Source organism: Kitasatospora sp. cg17-2 (genome assembly GCF_054031055.1).
The window spans coordinates 4,237,574-4,255,474 of the sequence record NZ_CM132923.1 but is presented as its reverse complement, the minus strand read 5'-3'; the positions used below and the strand labels follow the sequence as shown (position 1 = coordinate 4,255,474).

17 protein-coding genes are annotated in these 17,901 nt (G+C 73.6%); 13 read left to right on the top strand and 4 right to left on the bottom strand.

Features of this window, described 5'->3' with window-relative positions:
• The first annotated feature begins 18 nt into the window (after nt 1-18).
• From tsaB to ACW14Y_RS17625, 5 genes are all read left to right on the top strand, one after another.
• On the top strand, nt 19-675 hold the full coding sequence (gene tsaB, locus ACW14Y_RS17645) for a tRNA (adenosine(37)-N6)-threonylcarbamoyltransferase complex dimerization subunit type 1 TsaB (protein WP_456987563.1): 657 nt from the start codon (nt 19-21) through the stop codon (nt 673-675).
• A gap of 77 nt (nt 676-752) precedes the next feature.
• Nucleotides 753-1,295, top strand: a complete 543-nt coding sequence (gene rimI, locus ACW14Y_RS17640; RefSeq protein ID WP_456988194.1) for a ribosomal protein S18-alanine N-acetyltransferase — start codon at nt 753-755, stop codon at nt 1,293-1,295.
• On the top strand, nt 1,288-2,379 hold the full coding sequence (gene tsaD, locus ACW14Y_RS17635) for a tRNA (adenosine(37)-N6)-threonylcarbamoyltransferase complex transferase subunit TsaD (protein ID WP_380304710.1): 1,092 nt from the start codon (nt 1,288-1,290) through the stop codon (nt 2,377-2,379). Before rimI ends, tsaD begins: the two co-directional genes overlap by 8 nt.
• Nucleotides 2,376-2,642 (top strand): hypothetical protein, encoded by a 267-nt coding sequence (locus tag ACW14Y_RS17630; protein WP_380304708.1) that lies wholly within the window; start codon nt 2,376-2,378, stop codon nt 2,640-2,642. Before tsaD ends, ACW14Y_RS17630 begins: the two co-directional genes overlap by 4 nt.
• An 89-nt stretch (nt 2,643-2,731) precedes the next feature.
• Complete coding sequence (locus ACW14Y_RS17625) at nt 2,732-3,676, top strand: polysaccharide deacetylase family protein (protein ID WP_456987560.1); 945 nt, start codon at nt 2,732-2,734, stop codon at nt 3,674-3,676.
• Here the strand turns inward: ACW14Y_RS17625 and ACW14Y_RS17620 are convergent.
• Nucleotides 3,652-4,860 carry a THUMP-like domain-containing protein gene (locus ACW14Y_RS17620; protein ID WP_456987558.1) on the bottom strand — a complete coding sequence of 403 codons (1,209 nt, stop codon included), beginning with the start codon at nt 4,858-4,860 and terminating at the stop codon, nt 3,652-3,654. The two genes, ACW14Y_RS17625 and ACW14Y_RS17620, sit on opposite strands and share 25 nt — an antisense overlap.
• Nucleotides 4,861-5,127: 267 nt before the next feature.
• On the opposite strand from ACW14Y_RS17620, the gene groES reads away from it, so the two are divergent.
• The 3 genes from groES to ACW14Y_RS17605 all read left to right on the top strand — a co-directional run bounded on the left by groES (nt 5,128) and on the right by ACW14Y_RS17605 (nt 8,345).
• The gene (groES, locus tag ACW14Y_RS17615; RefSeq protein WP_014136232.1) at nt 5,128-5,433 is read left to right on the top strand and encodes a co-chaperone GroES; all 306 of its coding nucleotides are present in this window, start codon (nt 5,128-5,130) and stop codon (nt 5,431-5,433) included.
• Nucleotides 5,434-5,547: 114 nt separating this feature from the next.
• Nucleotides 5,548-7,176: a chaperonin GroEL gene (gene groL / locus ACW14Y_RS17610; RefSeq protein ID WP_340632262.1), complete on the top strand. Its 1,629-nt coding sequence runs from the start codon at nt 5,548-5,550 to the stop codon at nt 7,174-7,176.
• Nucleotides 7,177-7,346: 170 nt separating this feature from the next.
• Nucleotides 7,347-8,345 (top strand): LysR family transcriptional regulator, encoded by a 999-nt coding sequence (locus ACW14Y_RS17605; protein WP_380304700.1) that lies wholly within the window; start codon nt 7,347-7,349, stop codon nt 8,343-8,345.
• A 196-nt stretch (nt 8,346-8,541) separates the two neighbouring features.
• On the opposite strand, the gene ACW14Y_RS17600 is transcribed toward ACW14Y_RS17605, so the two are convergent.
• Nucleotides 8,542-8,868, bottom strand: a complete 327-nt coding sequence (locus tag ACW14Y_RS17600) for a WhiB family transcriptional regulator (RefSeq protein ID WP_030393337.1) — start codon at nt 8,866-8,868, stop codon at nt 8,542-8,544.
• A 570-nt stretch (nt 8,869-9,438) separates the two neighbouring features.
• On the opposite strand from ACW14Y_RS17600, the gene ACW14Y_RS17595 reads away from it, so the two are divergent.
• From ACW14Y_RS17595 to ACW14Y_RS17580, 4 genes are all read left to right on the top strand, one after another.
• Entirely contained in the window at nt 9,439-10,050 is a 612-nt protein-coding gene (locus ACW14Y_RS17595) for a response regulator transcription factor (protein WP_014136228.1), read from the top strand.
• A gap of 317 nt (nt 10,051-10,367) precedes the next feature.
• Nucleotides 10,368-11,036, top strand: a complete 669-nt coding sequence (shbA, locus tag ACW14Y_RS17590; RefSeq protein ID WP_078896129.1) for an RNA polymerase sigma factor ShbA — start codon at nt 10,368-10,370, stop codon at nt 11,034-11,036.
• Nucleotides 11,037-11,458: 422 nt separating this feature from the next.
• The gene (guaB, locus tag ACW14Y_RS17585; RefSeq protein ID WP_328956465.1) at nt 11,459-12,964 is read left to right on the top strand and encodes an IMP dehydrogenase; all 1,506 of its coding nucleotides are present in this window, start codon (nt 11,459-11,461) and stop codon (nt 12,962-12,964) included.
• A 191-nt stretch (nt 12,965-13,155) separates the two neighbouring features.
• Nucleotides 13,156-14,283, top strand: coding sequence for a GuaB3 family IMP dehydrogenase-related protein (locus ACW14Y_RS17580; RefSeq protein ID WP_030393340.1), 1,128 nt, complete (start codon nt 13,156-13,158; stop codon nt 14,281-14,283).
• 107 nt (nt 14,284-14,390) lie between these two features.
• Here ACW14Y_RS17580 and ACW14Y_RS17575 read toward each other — a convergent pair whose 3' ends face one another.
• Nucleotides 14,391-15,008, bottom strand: coding sequence for a hypothetical protein (locus ACW14Y_RS17575; protein WP_380439279.1), 618 nt, complete (start codon nt 15,006-15,008; stop codon nt 14,391-14,393).
• A gap of 254 nt (nt 15,009-15,262) precedes the next feature.
• On the opposite strand from ACW14Y_RS17575, the gene ACW14Y_RS17570 reads away from it, so the two are divergent.
• Nucleotides 15,263-17,191 carry a serine/threonine-protein kinase gene (locus tag ACW14Y_RS17570; RefSeq protein WP_456987552.1) on the top strand — a complete coding sequence of 643 codons (1,929 nt, stop codon included), beginning with the start codon at nt 15,263-15,265 and terminating at the stop codon, nt 17,189-17,191.
• A 114-nt stretch (nt 17,192-17,305) separates the two neighbouring features.
• Here ACW14Y_RS17570 and ACW14Y_RS17565 read toward each other — a convergent pair whose 3' ends face one another.
• Nucleotides 17,306-17,851 carry an SHOCT domain-containing protein gene (locus ACW14Y_RS17565; protein ID WP_380304692.1) on the bottom strand — a complete coding sequence of 182 codons (546 nt, stop codon included), beginning with the start codon at nt 17,849-17,851 and terminating at the stop codon, nt 17,306-17,308.
• Between the last annotated feature and the right edge of the window lie 50 nt (nt 17,852-17,901).

Here is a 17,901-nt window from a genome sequence, read left to right as displayed (position 1 = left end):
CCGGTCTAACCTTGACCCGTGCTGCTGCTCGCGTTCGACACCGCTACCCCCGCCGTCACCGCCGCCGTCCACGACGGATCGGCCGTCCTCGCCGAGACCGACCAGGTCGACGCCAGGCGCCACGGCGAACTCCTGATTCCCGCGATCGACCGGGTGCTCCGTGAGGCCGGTGTCGACCGACACCGGCTGACCGACATCGCGGTGGGCGTGGGCCCCGGCCCGTACACCGGCCTGCGGGTCGGCCTGGTGACCGCCGCCGCGCTGGGCCACGCGCTCGGCCTGCCGGTGCACGGCGTCTGCACGCTGGACGCGATCGCCCACGCGGCCCGCGCCGAGGGGCTGGCCGGCGAGGCGTTCACGGTGGCCACCGACGCCCGCCGCAAGGAGGTCTACTGGGCCTCGTACGACGCCGAGGGCCGGCGGACCGAGGGTCCCTCGGTGGACCGTCCGGGCGAGCTGACCCCGCTGGCGCGGTCGGTCGGCGCCGGTGCGCTGCTCTACCCGGACGCCTTCCCGGGCGGGCACGGCCCCGAGCACGTCTCGGCCGGCGCGCTCGCCGCGTTCGCCGCCGCCGAGCTGGCGGCCGGCCGGGACCTGCTGCCCAACGCCCCGCTCTACCTGCGCCGCCCGGACGCCCAGGTGCCGGCCGGCTACAAGGCGGTGCTCCCGGCGTGACCGGCCCGAGCACCACCGGCCCCGGTAGCGCCGGTCCGGCTCCGGCCGACCGTGCCTCCGCCGCCCGGCTGCGCCCGATGCGCTGGTGGCACATAGCCCCGGTGCTGGCGCTGGAGCTGGAGCTGTTCCCGGAGGACGCCTGGTCCGCCGGCATGTTCTGGTCCGAGCTGGCCGAGGCCCACCCCGGCGGCACCCGGCACTACACCGTCGCCGTCACCCCGGACGGCGCGGTCGTCGGCTACGCCGGACTGATGGCGGTGGGCGGCGACGGCGATGTGCAGACCATCGCGGTCGACGGCCGCCACCAGGGCACCGGGCTGGGCGCGGCGCTGCTCACCGACCTGGTCCGGGAGGCCGCCCGGCGCGGCTGCGCGGACCTGCTGCTGGAGGTGCGGGTGGACAACACCCGCGCGCAGCGGCTCTACGAGCGCTTCGGCTTCGAGCCGGTCGGCATCCGGCGCGGCTACTACCAGCCGGCCGGCATCGACGCGCTGGTGATGCGGCTCGACCTCGCGGCCGCCCCCGCCGCCCCGGCCGCCCCCGCCGCGGCCCCCGAAGACCTCGACGAACCCGCGGACCACCCGCGACCGGATGTGAAGAAGGACACCCCCCATGGCTGACGAACCGCTCGTCCTCGGCATCGAGACCTCCTGCGACGAGACCGGCGTCGGCATCGTGCGCGGCACCACCCTGCTGGCCGACGCGGTGGCCTCCAGCGTCAACGACCACGCCCGCTTCGGCGGCGTCGTGCCCGAGATCGCCAGCCGTGCGCACCTGGAGGCGATGGTCCCGACCATCCAGCGCGCCCTGGACACCGCGGGCGTCAAGGCGAGCGACCTGGACGGCATCGCCGTCACCGCCGGACCGGGCCTGGCCGGCGCGCTGCTGGTCGGCGTGAGCGCCGCCAAGGCCTACGCGTGGGCCCTCGACAAGCCGCTGTACGGGGTCAACCACCTCGCCTCGCACATCTGCGTGGACCAGCTGGAGCACGGCCGGCTGCCCTCGCCGACGATGGCCCTGCTGGTCTCCGGCGGGCACTCCTCGCTGCTGCTGAGCGAGGACATCACCACCGACGTCCGCCCGCTCGGCGCGACCATCGACGACGCGGCCGGCGAGGCCTTCGACAAGGTGGCCCGGGTGCTCGGCCTGGGCTTCCCCGGCGGCCCGGTGGTGGACCGCCGCGCCCGCGAGGGCGACCCGAAGGCGATCGCCTTCCCGCGCGGCCTGAGCGGTCCCAAGGACCCGGAGTACGACTTCTCCTTCTCCGGCCTGAAGACCGCCGTCGCCCGCTGGGTGGAGGCGAAGCGCCGGGCCGGCGAGGAGGTGCCGGTCGCGGACGTCGCGGCGTCCTTCCAGGAGGCGGTCACCGACGTGCTCACCCGCAAGGCCGTCAAGGCCTGCAAGGCCAACGGCGTCGACCACCTGATGATCGGCGGCGGTGTCGCGGCCAACTCCCGGCTCCGCGAGATGGCCCAGCAGCGCTGCGACCGGGCCGGCATCCGGCTGCGGGTGCCGCGTCCGGGCCTGTGCACCGACAACGGCGCGATGGTCGCCGCGCTCGGCAGCGAGATGGTCTGGCGGGACCGCGCGCCGTCCTCGCTCGACCTGTCGGCGGACTCCTCGCTGCCGGTCACCGAGGTCCACGTGCCGCACACCGACTTCCACGGGCAGGCCTACCAGGCCCTGACCGGGCAGCAGCAGTGAGCGTCACCACCGCCGCGATGTGGGAGGCCAGGGCCGCCGACGGCCGGGGCGCCGAGCTCTCCGGCTGGGTCCGGGGGACGGCGCTGCCCGCGCTGCGCGGTTCGGCCGGGCTGCTCCGCACCGAGCTGCTCGCCGCCCCCGGGGACCGGGTGCTGCTGATCACCTGGTGGTCCGGCGAGCCGGTCCCGGTGCCGGAGCCGCCCGCCGCCCTGCTGGGCCGTCCGGCGCACCGCTGGTCCTTCACCAGCGAGCACGTGGAGTAGCCGTTCGCACGTCCGATCGGGAACCGAACGCCGGGCCGTTACCGTGCTAGCGATCGAGGTCGCTGAACGGGAGCGGGGAGCACGGCGCGGTGAACAGGCACGCACGGAGCAGGACGACGGTGTACGTGGCGGGGGCGCTGGCCCTGCTGGCCGCCGCCACCGGATGCACGAGCGGCGGTGACAGCGGCGCGGCCTCGGCCGCGCTGGTCCCGGCGAGCGGCTCCCCGGCGAGCGGCTCCCCGGCGAGCGGTTCCCCGGCGACGGCCGCCCCGTCGCGGTCCGCGGGCCCGTCGCCGAGCGCGTCCCCGACCGGTGGCCCGGCCGCCGGGGACGCCGCCGCGTGGGCGAAGTGGCACCTCACGCCGCTGCCGCCGGCGCCGCCCGCGCCCGCCGACAAGCCGGTGAAGCTCGCGCGGACCGGTCCGGTCCCGGTGTTCAGCGAGGTGAAGACCTCCGACAAGGTCGTCTTCGTCACCATCGACGACGGCGCCGAGAAGGACCCGAAGTTCGTCGAGATGCTGACCGACCTCAAGGTGCCGGTGTCGATGTTCCTGACCCGCGACATCGTCAAGGACAACTACGGCTACTTCAAGCCCCTCCAGGCGCTCGGCAACCACATCCACAACCACACCGTGGACCACGCCCAGATGAGCAAGGTGCCGCCGGAGAAGCAGAAGTCCGAGATCTGCGACGCCCAGGCCGCGCTCACCCAGCAGTACGGCACCCCGCCGCTGCTGTTCCGCCCGCCGTACGGGGACGGCGCCAACACGCCGGCGCTGAACACCGCGGTGCAGCAGTGCGGGCCGAGGGCGGTCGTGCTGTGGCGCGAGTCGATGCAGATCCACGACATGCAGTACCAGGCCGCGGACAAGAAGCTGCGGGCCGGCGACATCGTGCTCGCCCACTTCCGGGGCCCGAAGGACCTCAAGGGCGAGACGATGACGCAGATGTTCGGCGAGCTGCTGGCCCGGATCCAGGAGCAGGGCTTCGCGGTGGCCCGGCTGGAGGACTACATCGAGGCGCCGGCCGCCTGAACGGCCGCGGCCGGTCCGGTGACGGGGTGGCCGAGCATCATCAGCGGGCCGTTGTCGGTGCGGCTGAGGACCACCGTGACGGCGTTCGGGCCGGAGGGCCGCAGCTGCCGGCGCAGTTCCTCCGGGGTGATCGCCATCCCGCGCTTCTTGATCACCACCGTGCCGACCTTCCGCTCGCGCAGCAGCGCCTTGAGCTTCTTGATGTGGAACGGCAGGACGTCGGTCAGCTCGAAGGCGTGCGCGTACGGGGTGTCGACCAGCTCGTCGGAGGTCAGGTAGGCGATCTTCGGATCGATCAGCCGCCCGTTCACCAGCCCGGCCACCTCGGCGACCAGATGGGCGCGGATCACGGCGCCGTCCGGCTCGTACAGGTAGCGGCCGACCGGTCCGGCCGGGGGGTCGGGCAGGTCGCCGCCGGTGAGGCCGGCCCGCTGCGGCAGCAGGGTGGCGCGGTGCGGGTGCCCGGCCCGGGTGCCGAACCAGAGCACCGCCTCCTTGACGTCGCCGTGGTCCGAGACCCACTCGGCCTCGGCGTCGGCCGGCACGGCCTCGTGCGGGATGCCGGGCGCCACCTTGAGCGCGCCGACGGGGGCCCGCCGACCGGCCTCGATCGCCCAGGACAGCGGCGGGGCGTACGCCTCGGGGGCGAAGACCCGGCCGCGCGCGGTGCGCCGGGCGGGGTCGGTGAAGACCGCGTCGTAGCCGGTGACGTCGACCTCGGCGACGTCCGCGCAGCGCACCTCGACCAGGTCGGCCAGGCCCAGGGCGGCCGCGTTGGCGGCGAGGGCGGCACAGGCCGCCGGGTCCCGGTCGACCGCGAGCACCTCGATCCCGGCCCGGGCCAGGGCCAGGACGTCGCCGCCGATGCCGCAGCAGAGGTCGGCCAGCCGCTTCACCCCGAGTCCGGCGAACCGTTCGGCCCGCCACTCGGCGACCTCGCGCCGGGTGGACTGCTCGACGCCGTTGGGCGTGAAGTACATGAGATCGGCGTCGGCGCCGAACTTGGCCCTGGCCCGCTGCCGCAGCCGGGCCTGCCCGAAGGCGGCCGACACCAGGTCGGCGGGGTGCTCCTTGCGCAGCCGGGTGGCGAGTGCCAGCTCCTCCTCGGGCGCGAACTCGCGCAGTTCGGCGAGCAGGGACTGGCCCCGCTCGGTCAGCAGGGCCCGCAGGTCGTCGTTCTCCACCCGCTCATTCTCCCCGGTCACGGGAGGGCGCGGGGCGCCGGCCCGGCGGGCGGGAACGCGCCGCCACGGGTGCGTCCGACGGGACCGGCCCGCGTGGCGTTGGCACTCTGGTTGACTGAGTGCTAACGGCGGCCTATGGTCGTCACTAGCACTCACCACCGGGGGAGTGCTAACGCGACAGTGCGTTTCTGACCCCCGCGACGGCAGACTCGTGAGCTCGCCCCTACCCGTTAGAAAACCCCGTAATCTCCGAAGGGGAGCTCGGACGTGACCACCAGCAGCAAGGTTGCCATCAAGCCGCTCGAGGACCGCATTGTGGTCCAGCCGCTCGACGCCGAGACCACCACGGCCTCCGGCCTGGTTATCCCGGACACCGCCAAGGAGAAGCCCCAGGAGGGCGTCGTCCTGGCTGTCGGCCCGGGCCGCTTCGAGGACGGCCAGCGTCTGCCGCTCGACGTCGCCGTCGGCGACATCGTCCTGTACTCGAAGTACGGCGGCACCGAGGTGAAGTACCAGGGCGAGGAGTACCTGGTGCTCTCCGCGCGCGACGTTCTCGCGATCATCGAGAAGTAAAGCGTTAACAGCCACGCCCCGGATCCGTGTCCCTAGTGACAGGGGCCGGGGCGTGGCTGTTGGTTCACGTAGTCGAGCGGCCGGGGACGGCCGCACCCCGAAGGAATAGGGAACATGCCGAAGATCCTGCAGTTCGACGAGGACGCCCGCCGCTCGCTCGAGCGCGGTGTCAACAAGCTGGCCGACACCGTCAAGGTGACCATCGGCCCCAAGGGCCGCAACGTCGTCATCGACAAGAAGTTCGGCGCCCCGACCATCACCAACGACGGTGTCACCATCGCCCGTGAGGTCGAGCTCGACGACCCGTACGAGAACCTTGGCGCGCAGCTCGTCAAGGAGGTCGCCACCAAGACCAACGACGTCGCGGGCGACGGCACCACCACCGCCACCGTGCTGGCCCAGGCCCTGGTCAACGAGGGTCTGCGCAACGTCGCCGCGGGCGCCGGCCCGGCCGCCCTGAAGAAGGGCATCGACAAGGCCGTCGCCGCCGTCTCCGAGCACCTGCTGTCGGTGGCCCGCGAGATCGAGGGCAAGGACGACGTCGCCGCCGTCGCGAGCCTCTCCGCCCAGGACACCCAGGTCGGCGAGCTGATCGCCGAGGCGATCGACAAGGTCGGCAAGGACGGTGTCATCACCGTCGAGGAGTCGAACACCTTCGGCGTGGAGCTGGACTTCACCGAGGGCATGCAGTTCGACAAGGGCTACCTGTCGCCGTACTTCGTCACCGACGCGGAGCGTCAGGAGGCGGTCCTCGAGGACCCGTACATCCTGATCAACCAGGGCAAGATCTCCTCCATCCAGGAGCTGCTGCCGCTGCTGGAGAAGATCCTGCAGGGCGGCACCTCCCGCCCGCTGCTGATCATCGCCGAGGACGTCGACGGCGAGGCGCTGTCCACCCTCGTGGTGAACAAGATCCGCGGCACCTTCAACGCGGTGGCCGTCAAGGCCCCGGGCTTCGGCGACCGCCGCAAGGCGATCCTCGGCGACCTGGCCGTCCTCACCGGCGGCACCGTGATCTCCGAGGAGGTCGGCCTCAAGCTCGACCAGGCCGGTCTGGACGTGCTGGGCTCGGCCCGCCGCGTGACCGTCACCAAGGACGAGACGATCGTCGTCGACGGTGCCGGTGACTCCGAGGCCGTGACCGGCCGCGTCGCCCAGATCAAGGGCGAGATCGCCAACACCGACTCGGACTGGGACCGCGAGAAGCTGCAGGAGCGCCTGGCCAAGCTGGCCGGTGGCGTCTGCGTCATCCGCGTCGGTGCCGCCACCGAGGTGGAGCTGAAGGAGCGCAAGCACCGCCTCGAGGACGCCATCTCGGCGACCCGTGCCGCGGTCGAGGAGGGCATCGTCGCCGGTGGTGGCGCCTCCCTGGTCCACGCCGCCAAGGTGCTGGACGGCGGCCTGGGCCTGTCGGGCGACGAGGCCACCGGTGTCGCGGTCGTCCGCAAGGCGCTGCACGAGCCGCTGCGCTGGATCGCCCAGAACGCCGGCCTGGAGGGCTACGTCATCACCTCCAAGGTCGCCGAGCTGGAGCTGGGCCAGGGCTTCAACGCCGCCACCGGCGAGTACGGCGACCTGGTGAAGGCCGGCGTCATCGACCCGGTCAAGGTCACCCGCTCCGCCCTGGAGAACGCCGCCTCGATCGCCTCCCTGCTTCTCACCACCGAGACCCTCGTGGTGGAGAAGAAGGAGGAGGAGGCCGACGCCGGTCACGGCCACGGCGGTCACGGCCACTCGCACTGAGGCCCGAAGCACTGACCGGAGGCCCGGTCCGCGCCCCGCTGGGGGTGGCGGGCCGGGCCTCCGGCGTTGCGGCGCGGGCCGGGTCCGGGTGCGGCCGCGCCGGTGTGTTCCATCCTTCAACTATCAGTTGAATTTTGCTTGTTGCAAAGAATGCCTTATATCTTGGAGGCATGATCGAGGCCCGCCATCTGCGCGTCCTGCGTGCCGTCGCCCGCACCGGCTCCTTCTCCGCCGCCGCTCGTGAGCTGGGCTGCACCCAGCCCGCGATCAGCCAGCAGATGAAGGCCCTGGAGAAGTCCGTGGACACCCCGCTGGTGGTCCGTTCGGGCCGCGGGATGCAGCTCAGCGAGGCCGGCCGGGTGCTGCTCAAGCATGCCACCGGAATCCTCGCCGGCCTCTCCGCCGCGGAGGAGGAGGTCGCCGCGATCGCCGGGCTGCGGGCCGGCCGGGTCCGGCTGGTGTCCTTCCCGACCGCCAGTTCCACCCTGGTGCCGCCCGCCGTCGCCCGGCTGCGGGGCACCCATCCGGGGGTCCGCGTGTCGCTGGTGGAGGCGGAGCCGCCGGAGTCGCTGGCGATGCTGCGCGGCGGCGAGTGCGAGGTCGCGCTCGCCTTCCGCTATCCGCAGGCCCCCGGTTCCGTCGCCGCGCCCGCGCCCGCCCACGGCACGCCCCGGGAGGCGCGGGCCGAGGCCAATCTGGAGGCCCAGCAGCTCAGCGCCGGCGCCGACTGGTCCGACCTGGTGGCCACCCCGCTGCTGGACGACCCGCTGGTCGGCCTGCTGCCCGCCGGACACCGGCTGGCCGGGCGCGGCGGACCGGTGGAGCTGGCCGAGCTGGCGGAGGAGCAGTGGATCGCCGGCTGCCCGCAGTGCCGGGGCCACCTGGTGGAGCTGTGCGCGGGGGCCGGCTTCGAGCCGCGGATCGACTTCGCCACCGACGACTACCCGGCGGTGGTCGGGCTGGTGGCGGCCGGGCTCGGGGTGGCGGTGCTGCCCGGTCTGGCGCTGCGGTCGGTGCGCCCGGACGGGGTGGCGACGGTGGCGGTGCACGCCGCCTCGGGGGCGCCGGCGGTACGGCAGGTGGTCGCGCTGACCCTGCCGGACCTCGCCGAGGTGCCGGCGGTGGCGCTGATGCTGGAGCGGCTGGCCGGGGCGGCCGCCGGTCGCTGACGCCGCCGTCCCGCCCGCCCGGCCGGCCGCCGGAGGGGCGGGCCGCCGGGCGGGACCCGGCCGACGGGGCCGGGGGCGCAGGGGGCGGGGAGGGCCACTGGGGCCCGTGAGGGCCTCCGGCGGCCGGTGGGGGTCGGCGGAGGCCGGTGGAAGCCGGTGAAGAAACGTTTCTTCACACCGGCGCGGAGCCGGCCGTCTACTGCTGGGACACGCCCGGAGCGACCAGCGGCACCTCCACCAGACGGTGGCGCGAGCGGCCCATCAGCTCCTCGCGCTCGTCCTCGGTGAGACCTCCCCACACGCCGTACGGCTCGCGGACCGCCAGCGCGTGCGCGGCGCACTCGGTGCGGACCGGGCAGCGGGTGCAGACCTCCTTGGCGCTGGCCTCGCGTGAACTGCGGGCGGCGCCGCGCTCTCCCTCGGGGTGGAAGAAGAGGGAGCTGTCCACGCCGCGGCAGGCTGCGGAGAGCTGCCAGTCCCAGAGATCCGCGTTGGGGCCCGGGAGGCGGGAGAAATCTGCCATGGCTCATTCCCTTCAGAGGTCGTCGACCGCGGGCCGGTCACCAGCGGGTCGCGGTGGATTCGGCTCGGCGGGGCGTCCGGCGCGGTGTGGACACCTGGAAATATGACTTACGGCAACTACATGGACAAGTCACCCACAGAGTGGCACAACAGTCAATGACCATACAAAAGCTCTAAAAGCGGGCAAAGTGGGCATGACTGTCGAGCCGACAGTCGCCCGGCGCAAGCGTGGCAATCGGGTGGCCGACCGGCGCGCGGAGCGTCGCGCGGGTGTGCGGGTTGTACGCCGACCGCGCCCGAGCTGCGCAAAAGAGCGGCGTGTGCACCGCGATGCGGCTGATCGGTAACGGGTTGGCCACGTACAGTGGTGGAGATGGCCCTGAAGGCCGTAACTCATTCGAGTGACGGTCGTTGGAAGTGCGGAGGCGGTTAGCGGACGCCGGACGTCGGGAACGATCGCGGGGAACCTGGGCGATCAGCACGGAGTCTGACGCCGATGGGCCGTGTCGGAGAGGTTCGTACCAGCCAGGAGGCTCAACGTGACGCGGATCAGCTGCGGAGGACGACAGTCATGACTTCCGTTCTCGTTTGCGACGATTCCCCGCTCGCCCGCGAGGCGCTTCGCCGCGCGGTCGCGACCGTACCCGGTGTCGATCGGGTCACCACCGCGACGAACGGGGAGGAGGTCCTCCGCCGCTGGGTGGCCGACCGCTCCGATCTCGTCCTGATGGACGTCCGGATGCCCGGCCTCGGCGGGGTGGAGACGGTCCGGCGGCTGCTGTCCGCCGACCCCGGTGCCCGGATCATCATGCTCACCGTCGCCGAGGACCTCGACGGTGTCGCGCTCGCGGTCGCCGCGGGCGCACGCGGTTACCTGCACAAGGACGCCTCGCGCGCCGAACTGCGGGCCACCGTGACCCAGGCCCTCGCCGACCCGACCTGGCGGCTCGCCCCCCGCCGGCTGCGCAGCCCCGACATGGGGGCCGCGCCGACCCTGACGGCACGTGAGATCCAGGTGCTGGAGGGCATGAGCCACGGCCGCAGCAACGCCGAGATCGGCCGTGAGCTGTTCCTCTCCGAGGACACCGTCAAGACCCACGCCCGGCGACTGTTCAAGAAGCTCGGCGCCTCGGACCGCGCCCACGCGGTGGCCCTGGGCTTCCGGTGGGGCCTGGTCCGCTGACCGCCGGCGCCGCCGCCGGTTCCGGCCCGCTGCTCGCGATCGTCCGTGCGGAGGCGTGTGACGTTACGGCCCCGAGGTTGCACCATGGAGGAGTGGAGCACCTCGGGGACCAGCGGACAGGAACTGCGGCGAACCACGCAGCCGCAGGAGACTCGGCGGACGGCGCCGCGGACGGTGCCGTCCGCGGCGGTGGGGCGGGAGGCGGTGCGGTGCAGGAGGGGCCGGTGGTGCGTCCCGGAGCGGCACCGCATAACGTTCCGGTGCACAACTCCGGACGCGGTGCCGCGTTTTCCCGCGCGACCAGGCACCATGGACCGATGCGTGACGACGTGACGGGGTCTCCCGGTGAGGCGGACCCGGTGGAGGCCGAGCCCTCCGCGCCCGGGCCCGGCCCGGCGTACGCGGATCCGGCCGACGGGCCGGGCGCGCTCGCCGCGCTGGTCGCGGCCGCCGTCCGCGGCGAGGGGCCGGCGATCGACGCCCTGCTCGCCCACGTCCACCCGCTGGCGCTGCGCTACTGCCGCGGCCGGCTGGTCCGGCTGCCCGGCGGTGCCCGGCACCACGTCGACGACATCGCCCAGGAGGTCTGCGTCGCGGTGCTCTGCGCACTGCCCCGCTACCGGGACCTGGGCCGTCCGTTCGAGGCCTTCGTCTACGGGATCGCCGCGCACAAGATCGCCGACCTGCAGCGGGCCGCGATGCGCGGGCCCGGATCCACCGTGGTCCCGCAGGACGACCTGCCGGAGGTGCCGGACGACGCGCTCGGCCCGGAGGAGCGGGCGCTGCTCAGCAGCGACGCCGCGTGGGCCAAGGAACTGCTCTCCAACCTGCCGGCCCGGCAGCGCGAGCTGGTGCTGCTCCGGGTGGCCGCCGGACTTTCCGCGGAGGAGACCGGCGAGGTGCTCGGCATGTCGCCGGGGGCCGTCCGGGTCGCCCAGCACCGCGCCCTGAGCCGCCTGCGCGCGCTGGCGGAGGAGTCCTCCTAGCGGCCGAACCCTTTCCCGCCCCGAGCCGAAGGGGCGCGCCGGTGCCGAAAGGGTGGGGGCACCTCCCGGCCGAAGGCTGGGGGAGCGAGGGAGCGGCGGTGGGGGCACCCCCGGCCGGGGGAGAGCGAGGGAGCAACGACCGTCGGCGCCGGACGGGAGCGCCCCGGAGGCGAGCGGGCGAATCACGGAATGGCCCATGGTGGGGCGGTGTTGTCAAGGGCAGCACGAGCTCGCGTTCGCGGTGCCAGTACGATGGGGTATCGGCGTCTGGGCGGGTCGCCAAAGTTCCGACGGTGCGCATGGAGTTCCCCTGGAGGATCCTCCAATGGACACCGGGCTTGGGCGGTCCGAGTGAGCTGATGACTGCGCCCCCACCCTCAGGGCGTGAGCGGATTAGGCCGGCCACGGAAGGTACCCCCGAAATGTCTTACAACGCCGCAGGCGTCCCCGAGAAGTTCGCGATGCTCGGGCTCACGTACGACGACGTCCTGCTGCTGCCGGGGGCGTCCGAGGTGCTGCCGAACCAGGTCGACACCTCCTCGCGGGTCTCCCGCAACGTGCGGGTGAACATCCCGCTGCTCTCGGCCGCGATGGACAAGGTCACCGAGTCGCGGATGGCGATCGCGATGGCCCGTCAGGGCGGCGTCGGCGTCCTGCACCGCAACCTGTCGGTCGAGGACCAGGCCAACCAGGTCGACCTGGTGAAGCGCTCCGAGTCCGGCATGGTCACCGACCCGATCACGGTCGGCCCGGACACCACGCTGGCCGAGGCCGACGCGCTGTGCGCGAAGTTCCGCATCTCCGGTGTGCCGATCGCCGACGAGGGCGGCAAGCTGCTCGGCATCGTCACCAACCGCGACATGGCCTTCGAGTCGGACCGCAGCCGCCGCGTCCGCGAGATCATGACCCCGATGCCGCTGATCACCGGCAAGGTCGGGATCTCCGGCGTCGACGCGATGGCGCTGCTCCGCCGGCACAAGATCGAGAAGCTGCCGCTGGTCGACGACGAGGGCCGGATCAAGGGCCTCATCACCGTCAAGGACTTCGTCAAGGCCGAGCAGTACCCGAACGCCGCCAAGGACGCCGAGGGCCGCCTGCTGGTCGGTGCCGCCGTCGGTGCCAGCGCCGAGGCCTTCGACCGCGCCCAGGCGCTGGTCGCGGCGGGCGTGGACTTCCTGGTCGTCGACACCTCGCACGGCCACAGCCACAACGCGCTGTCCTGGATCGCGAAGATCAAGTCGGCCGTCGGGGTCGACGTGGTCGGCGGCAACGTCGCCACCCGCGACGGCGCCCAGGCGCTGATCGACGCCGGTGTGGACGGCGTCAAGGTCGGCGTCGGCCCGGGCTCCATCTGCACCACCCGCGTGGTCGCCGGCATCGGCGTCCCGCAGGTCACCGCGATCTACGAGGCGGCCCTGGCCTGTCAGGCGGCCGGCGTGCCGGTCATCGGCGACGGCGGCCTGCAGTACTCCGGCGACATCGGCAAGGCGCTCGCCGCCGGTGCCGACACCGTGATGCTCGGCTCGCTGCTGGCCGGCTGCGAGGAGTCCCCGGGCGAGCTGCTGTTCATCAACGGCAAGCAGTTCAAGTCCTACCGCGGCATGGGCTCGCTGGGCGCCATGCAGACCCGCGGCCAGGCGCGGTCCTTCTCCAAGGACCGCTACTTCCAGGGCGAGGTCACCTCCGACGAGAAGCTGATCGCCGAGGGCATCGAGGGCCAGGTCCCCTACCGCGGCCCGCTGTCCGCGGTGCTGTACCAGCTGATCGGCGGCCTGCGCCAGACCATGGGCTACGTGGGCGCCGCCACCGTCGCCGAGATGGAGAGCAAGGGCCGGTTCGTCCGGATCACCTCGGCGGGTCTCAAGGAGAGCCACCCGCACGACATCCAGATGACCGTCGAGGCGCCGAACTACACCAGCCGCGGCTGATCGGACGCTCGCGCGCGACTTTCGGAGGGCCCGCCACCGACCGGTGGCGGGCCCTCCGGGCTGTCCGGGCGCCGGTGCGCGGCCGGTCCGGTGGACGGGGCGGCGCCGTGCGGCCGCCGGGGGGTACGGGATACTGGGGGGCGGCCGGGGTGACCCGGCCGGCATGAGCAATACCAGCAGAAGGGCTCGAAGTGACTGAGATCGAGATCGGGCGTGGCAAGCGCGGCCGCCGGGCGTACGCCTTCGACGACATCGCCGTCGTCCCCAGTCGCCGTACGCGCGACCCGAAGGAGGTCTCGATCGCCTGGCAGATCGACGCCTACCGTTTCGAGCTGCCGTTCCTGGCCGCGCCCATGGACAGCGTGGTCTCCCCGCAGCAGGCCATCAACATCGGCCGCCTCGGCGGTCTGGGCGTGCTGAACCTCGAGGGCCTGTGGACCCGCTACGAGGACCCGCAGCCGCTGCTCGACGAGATCGCCGCGATCACCGACGAGGCCGCCGCCACCCGCCGTCTGCAGGAGATCTACTCCGAGCCGATCAAGGCCGAGCTGATCAAGCACCGGATCCAGGAGGTCCGCGACTCGGGTGTGGTCACCGCCGCCGCGCTCTCGCCGCAGCGCACCGCCGAGTTCTCCAAGGCCGTCGTGGACGCCGGGGTCGACGTCTTCGTCATCCGCGGCACCACCGTCTCGGCCGAGCACGTCTCCGGTGCCGCCGAGCCGCTCAACCTGAAGCAGTTCATCTACGAGCTGGACGTCCCGGTCATCGTCGGCGGCTGCGCCACCTACACCGCCGCCCTGCACCTGATGCGCACCGGCGCGGCCGGCGTGCTGGTGGGCTTCGGCGGCGGCGCCGCGCACACCACCCGCAACGTGCTGGGCATCCAGGTCCCGATGGCCACCGCCGTCGCCGACGTGGCCGCCGCCCGCCGCGACTACATGGACGAGTCCGGCGGCCGCTACGTGCACGTCATCGCGGACGGCGGCGTCGGCTACAGCGGCGACATCCCGAAGGCGGTCGCCTGCGGCGCCGACGCGGTGATGATCGGTGCCGCGCTGGCCCGGGCCACCGACGCGCCCGGCAAGGGCTACCACTGGGGCATGGAGGCCGTGCACGAGGAGCTGCCGCGCGGCAAGCGGGTCGACCTCGGCACCGTCGGCAACACCGAGGAGATCCTCACCGGTCCGTCGCACACCCCGGACGGCACCATGAACCTGTTCGGCGCCCTGCGCCGGGCGATGGCGACCACCGGGTACACCGAGCTCAAGGAGTTCCAGCGGGTCGAGGTGACCGTCAACCCGGCGCTGCACCACCGCTGAGCCGACCGCTCCCGTCCGAGGCCCCGTCGCAGCTCGCGACCGGGGCCTCGCGCCGTTCCGGGCTGTTCCGGGCGGTTCCGGGCTGTTCCGCGGGTCGGGCGGGCCGGCTACTGGCGGGTGGCGGCGCGGCGGGTCAGCAGGAAGCCGCCGATCACGGCGATGCCGTAGAAGACCAGGTCCAGGGTGCGGCGGTCGGCGCGCCAGAGCGGGAGGGCCTCGCGGAGCAGTTCGCCGTACCCGGTGCCGGCCAGGTGATGCAGCCGCCGGGTCTGCCCGAGCAGCTGGCCGAGGAACAGCGCGCCGGACGCCAGCACGGCGCCCAGCGGCGGCAGCAGCCGGCCGGTGCCGCCGAGCCGGCCGAGCGGCCAGGCCACCGCGGCCGCCGGGGCGATGGCCAGCCAGCCGACGGTGGCGTGCGCGCGGATCGGCGCGGCGCCGAGGGCCGCCGCGCCGGCCAGCATCGCGAGGACGGCGATCGCCACCGCGGGACCGGTCCGTCCGCGTCCGCGTCCGCGCCTGCGTCCGGGGGCGTTCGGGCCGGGCGTCGGGTCGGCCGCCGGCGCGGGTTCGGTCGGGTCGACGGGGTGGTAACCGGCCACCGGGGCACCGGGCATACCGGGGGCGACGTACCCCTCCGGGGTCTCCGGTTCCGGTGCGACCGAGAAATGCCGGGCGGTGGGCGGCCGGTTCGACTGCCCGTCAGCGCCCGGTGCGGATGCGGTCATGGACGTCCTTTTCCCCCCGGAAAGACGGTGAGCTGCCGAACGGTAGCAGTGGCCGGAGCCGGCCGGACAGAGTTTTCGATCACAGATCGGGCACGGAGCGCCCCCCCTGTCCGGGGTGCGGACCAGGGTGGCCGGGGGCCGGGTGGCCGGGCACGCGCGGGACAGGGGATGATGGAGGCTTGGGCGTTCGGGCCCGACGCCGGTCCGACGTGCCGTCATCACGACCGCCAGCAGCACATGGGGGAACGTTCCGAATGACCCAGGCGCAGGGTTCCACCGGCCGCCTCCTGGCCGGACGCTACCGGCTGGACGCGGTGCTCGGTCGTGGTGGCATGGGCACAGTGTGGCGCGCCGAGGACGAAATGCTGGGCCGGACGGTCGCGGTCAAGGAACTGCGGATGAACGCCAGCGTGGACGAGGACGAGAAGCACCGGCTGATCGTCCGCACCCTGCGCGAGGCCAAGGCGACGGCGCGGATCCGGCACTCCTCGGCGGTCACCGTCTTCGACGTGGTCGAGGAGGACGACCGGCCCTGGATCGTCATGGAGCTGGTCGAGTCCCGCTCGCTCGCGGACGTCATCCGGGAGGACGGCCCGCTGGCGCCGGCCCGGGCGGCGGAGATCGCGCTGGACGTGCTCGGCGTGCTGAGCGCCGCGCACGCGCACGGCATCCTGCACCGGGACGTCAAGCCGTCCAACGTGCTGATCGGCGAGGACGGCCGGGTCGTGCTCACGGACTTCGGCATCGCCAGCGTCGAGGGGGACTCCTCGGTGACGTCGACCGGGATGCTGGTCGGCGCGCCCTCGTACATATCCCCGGAACGCGCCCAGGGGCAGAAGCCCGGACCGCCGGCCGACCTGTGGTCGCTGGGCGGCACGCTGTACGCGATGGTCGAGGGCAGGCCGCCGTACGACCGGGGCTCGGCGCTGGCCACCCTGACGGCCGTGATGACGGAGGAACTCACCGCGCCGGTGAACGCCGGGCCGCTGCGACCGGTGGTCGAGGGGCTGCTGGCCAAGGACCCGGCGGAGCGGCTGACCGCCCCGCAGACCCGGTCGATGCTCAAGCGGGTGGTCGCGGAGGCGACCGCGCGGGCCGAGTCGACCACCGAGCACGCGGTGCCGGTGGCGGGCGCGGGCGAGGTCGGTGACTCCGACAGCGGCGCGGGCAGCGGCAAGGGCAAGGGCGCCGGCAAGAGCGGGAAGCCGCCGGTCGGCGGGCTGTTCGGAACGGTCCGGGTGGGCAGCCGGGCCGGGGACGCCGGGAGCGGGGAGACGCCGGTGGCACCGGGCACCCCGGAGGTGCCGGGGGACGGGCCGGTACCGGAGGGGACCGCGGAGACCTCGGCCGAGGCGGCCAGGCCGGTCACCAGTGAGTGGACGCTGGGCGCGACCCAGGCCGCCGGGGCCGACCCGCGCACCGGCCGGCGGCGGCTGGCCGTCGCGACGGCGGTGGTGGTGCTGCTGCTGATCGCGGGTCTGATCGTGCTGCTGCAGGCGTTCGGCGGTTCCGACGACGGCTCGCCCGAGGGCGCGCGCGGCACCGCGCCGGTGGCGGCGGTCACGGGCGGCGGCACGGACAGCGCCGCGCCGGCGACGGCCCCGGAGAGCACCGGACCGGGGGAGGCAGCGGCGCCCGCGCCGACCGAAGCCCCGGCCGCCGTGCCGACGCCCACGCCCACGCCGACTCCCAGCGCCACGCCGACGCCGACCCCCACGCCGACGCCGACCGGGGCCGTCGTGCCGGCCGGGTACCACGAGTACAAGGACCCGTCCGGCTTCTCGATCGTGCTGCCCGACTGGCTGCAGCCGACGGGCTCGGACGCGAACCGCCGCACCTTCAAGGGCAACGGCAGCACCCTGCGGGTCGAGTGGACGACCACGCCGGGGGCGAGCGCGCTCGCCGACTGGCAGGCCTCCGAGCCCGGGCTGCGCGGGCAGGTGAGCAACTACCAGCGGGTGCAGCTGCAGTCCGTCGCCTACCGGGAGTGGACCAACGCGGCCGACTGGGAGTGGACCAACGGCACGCCGAGGACGCACTCGCTGAACCGGGGCTTCGTCACCGGCTCCCCGGCCAAGTACGGCTACGCGATCTACTGGACCACGCCGGACGCGGACTGGTCGGCGGCGCCGAACGCGCAGGCGCGGCAGACGGCGTTCGACACCTTCCAGCCGGCGCCGTAACTCGCCCGCTCGCCTCCTTCGTGGGGCTCGGGGCGGGTCGAGTGAGGTTCCGGGGCGGGGGTCGTCCGCTCGTGGGTGGGGGCTCGGGGCGGGTCTTCGCAGGTGCCCGTTCGGTCAGCCGATGAGGCGCTGTTTGGCGCGGGTGAACTCCTCGGCGGTGAGGGCGCCGGCGGTGTGCAGGGCGGCCAGCCGCTCCAGCTGGTCGAGCAGCTCGGCGCCGGTGGAGGCGGGGGCGGGGGCCGCCGGGGCGGCGGCGAGCTGCTCCTTCCGGGAGCCCTCGCGGGCCAGTCGGGCGGCGGCCCGGAGCTGCTCGGCGAACACCTCGGCCTTCACCACGTCCTCGAAGCGGTGCGAGCCGGTCAGCGCGACCACGAGCAGCACCTCGCCGTTGATCCGGGTCCTGGTGACGGTCGCGTCGGTGACCGCCGGGAGCGGAACCGGGACCGGGGGCTTACCGTCCTTGAGGAAGAGCAGTCGGTGGGTGGTCAGGACCAGGACGCCCTTGCGGAAGTGGTCGGGGTGGCGTCCGGCCGTGGAGGCGATCGGTTTCTCGTCGGCACCGACGTTCGCCTCGATCGTGCGCAGGGCCGCGGCCCGATGGTCACTGCTGCTGTTGCCGGCCACGTCGAAGGCCGTGTCGATGAGATCGCTCCAGTCCATGGACCGAGGGTAATCCGGGGGACTCGGGCGGTGCCTTCCGCGGGGAACTA

Excerpts from the sequence above, each read along its gene's own strand:
- rimI (WP_456988194.1), top strand. The coding sequence starts at position 753 with ATGCGCTGGTGGCACATAGCCCCGGTGCTGGCGCTGGAGCTGGAGCTG.
- tsaD (WP_380304710.1), top strand. The coding sequence starts at position 1,288 with ATGGCTGACGAACCGCTCGTCCTCGGCATCGAGACCTCCTGCGACGAG.
- groL (WP_340632262.1), top strand. The coding sequence starts at position 5,548 with ATGCCGAAGATCCTGCAGTTCGACGAGGACGCCCGCCGCTCGCTCGAG.
- ACW14Y_RS17605 (WP_380304700.1), top strand. The coding sequence starts at position 7,347 with ATGATCGAGGCCCGCCATCTGCGCGTCCTGCGTGCCGTCGCCCGCACC.
- ACW14Y_RS17600 (WP_030393337.1), bottom strand. The coding sequence starts at position 8,868 with ATGGCAGATTTCTCCCGCCTCCCGGGCCCCAACGCGGATCTCTGGGAC.
- ACW14Y_RS17595 (WP_014136228.1), top strand. The coding sequence starts at position 9,439 with ATGACTTCCGTTCTCGTTTGCGACGATTCCCCGCTCGCCCGCGAGGCG.
- shbA (WP_078896129.1), top strand. The coding sequence starts at position 10,368 with ATGCGTGACGACGTGACGGGGTCTCCCGGTGAGGCGGACCCGGTGGAG.
- guaB (WP_328956465.1), top strand. The coding sequence starts at position 11,459 with ATGTCTTACAACGCCGCAGGCGTCCCCGAGAAGTTCGCGATGCTCGGG.
- ACW14Y_RS17575 (WP_380439279.1), bottom strand. The coding sequence starts at position 15,008 with ATGACCGCATCCGCACCGGGCGCTGACGGGCAGTCGAACCGGCCGCCC.
- ACW14Y_RS17570 (WP_456987552.1), top strand. The coding sequence starts at position 15,263 with ATGACCCAGGCGCAGGGTTCCACCGGCCGCCTCCTGGCCGGACGCTAC.
- ACW14Y_RS17565 (WP_380304692.1), bottom strand. The coding sequence starts at position 17,851 with ATGGACTGGAGCGATCTCATCGACACGGCCTTCGACGTGGCCGGCAAC.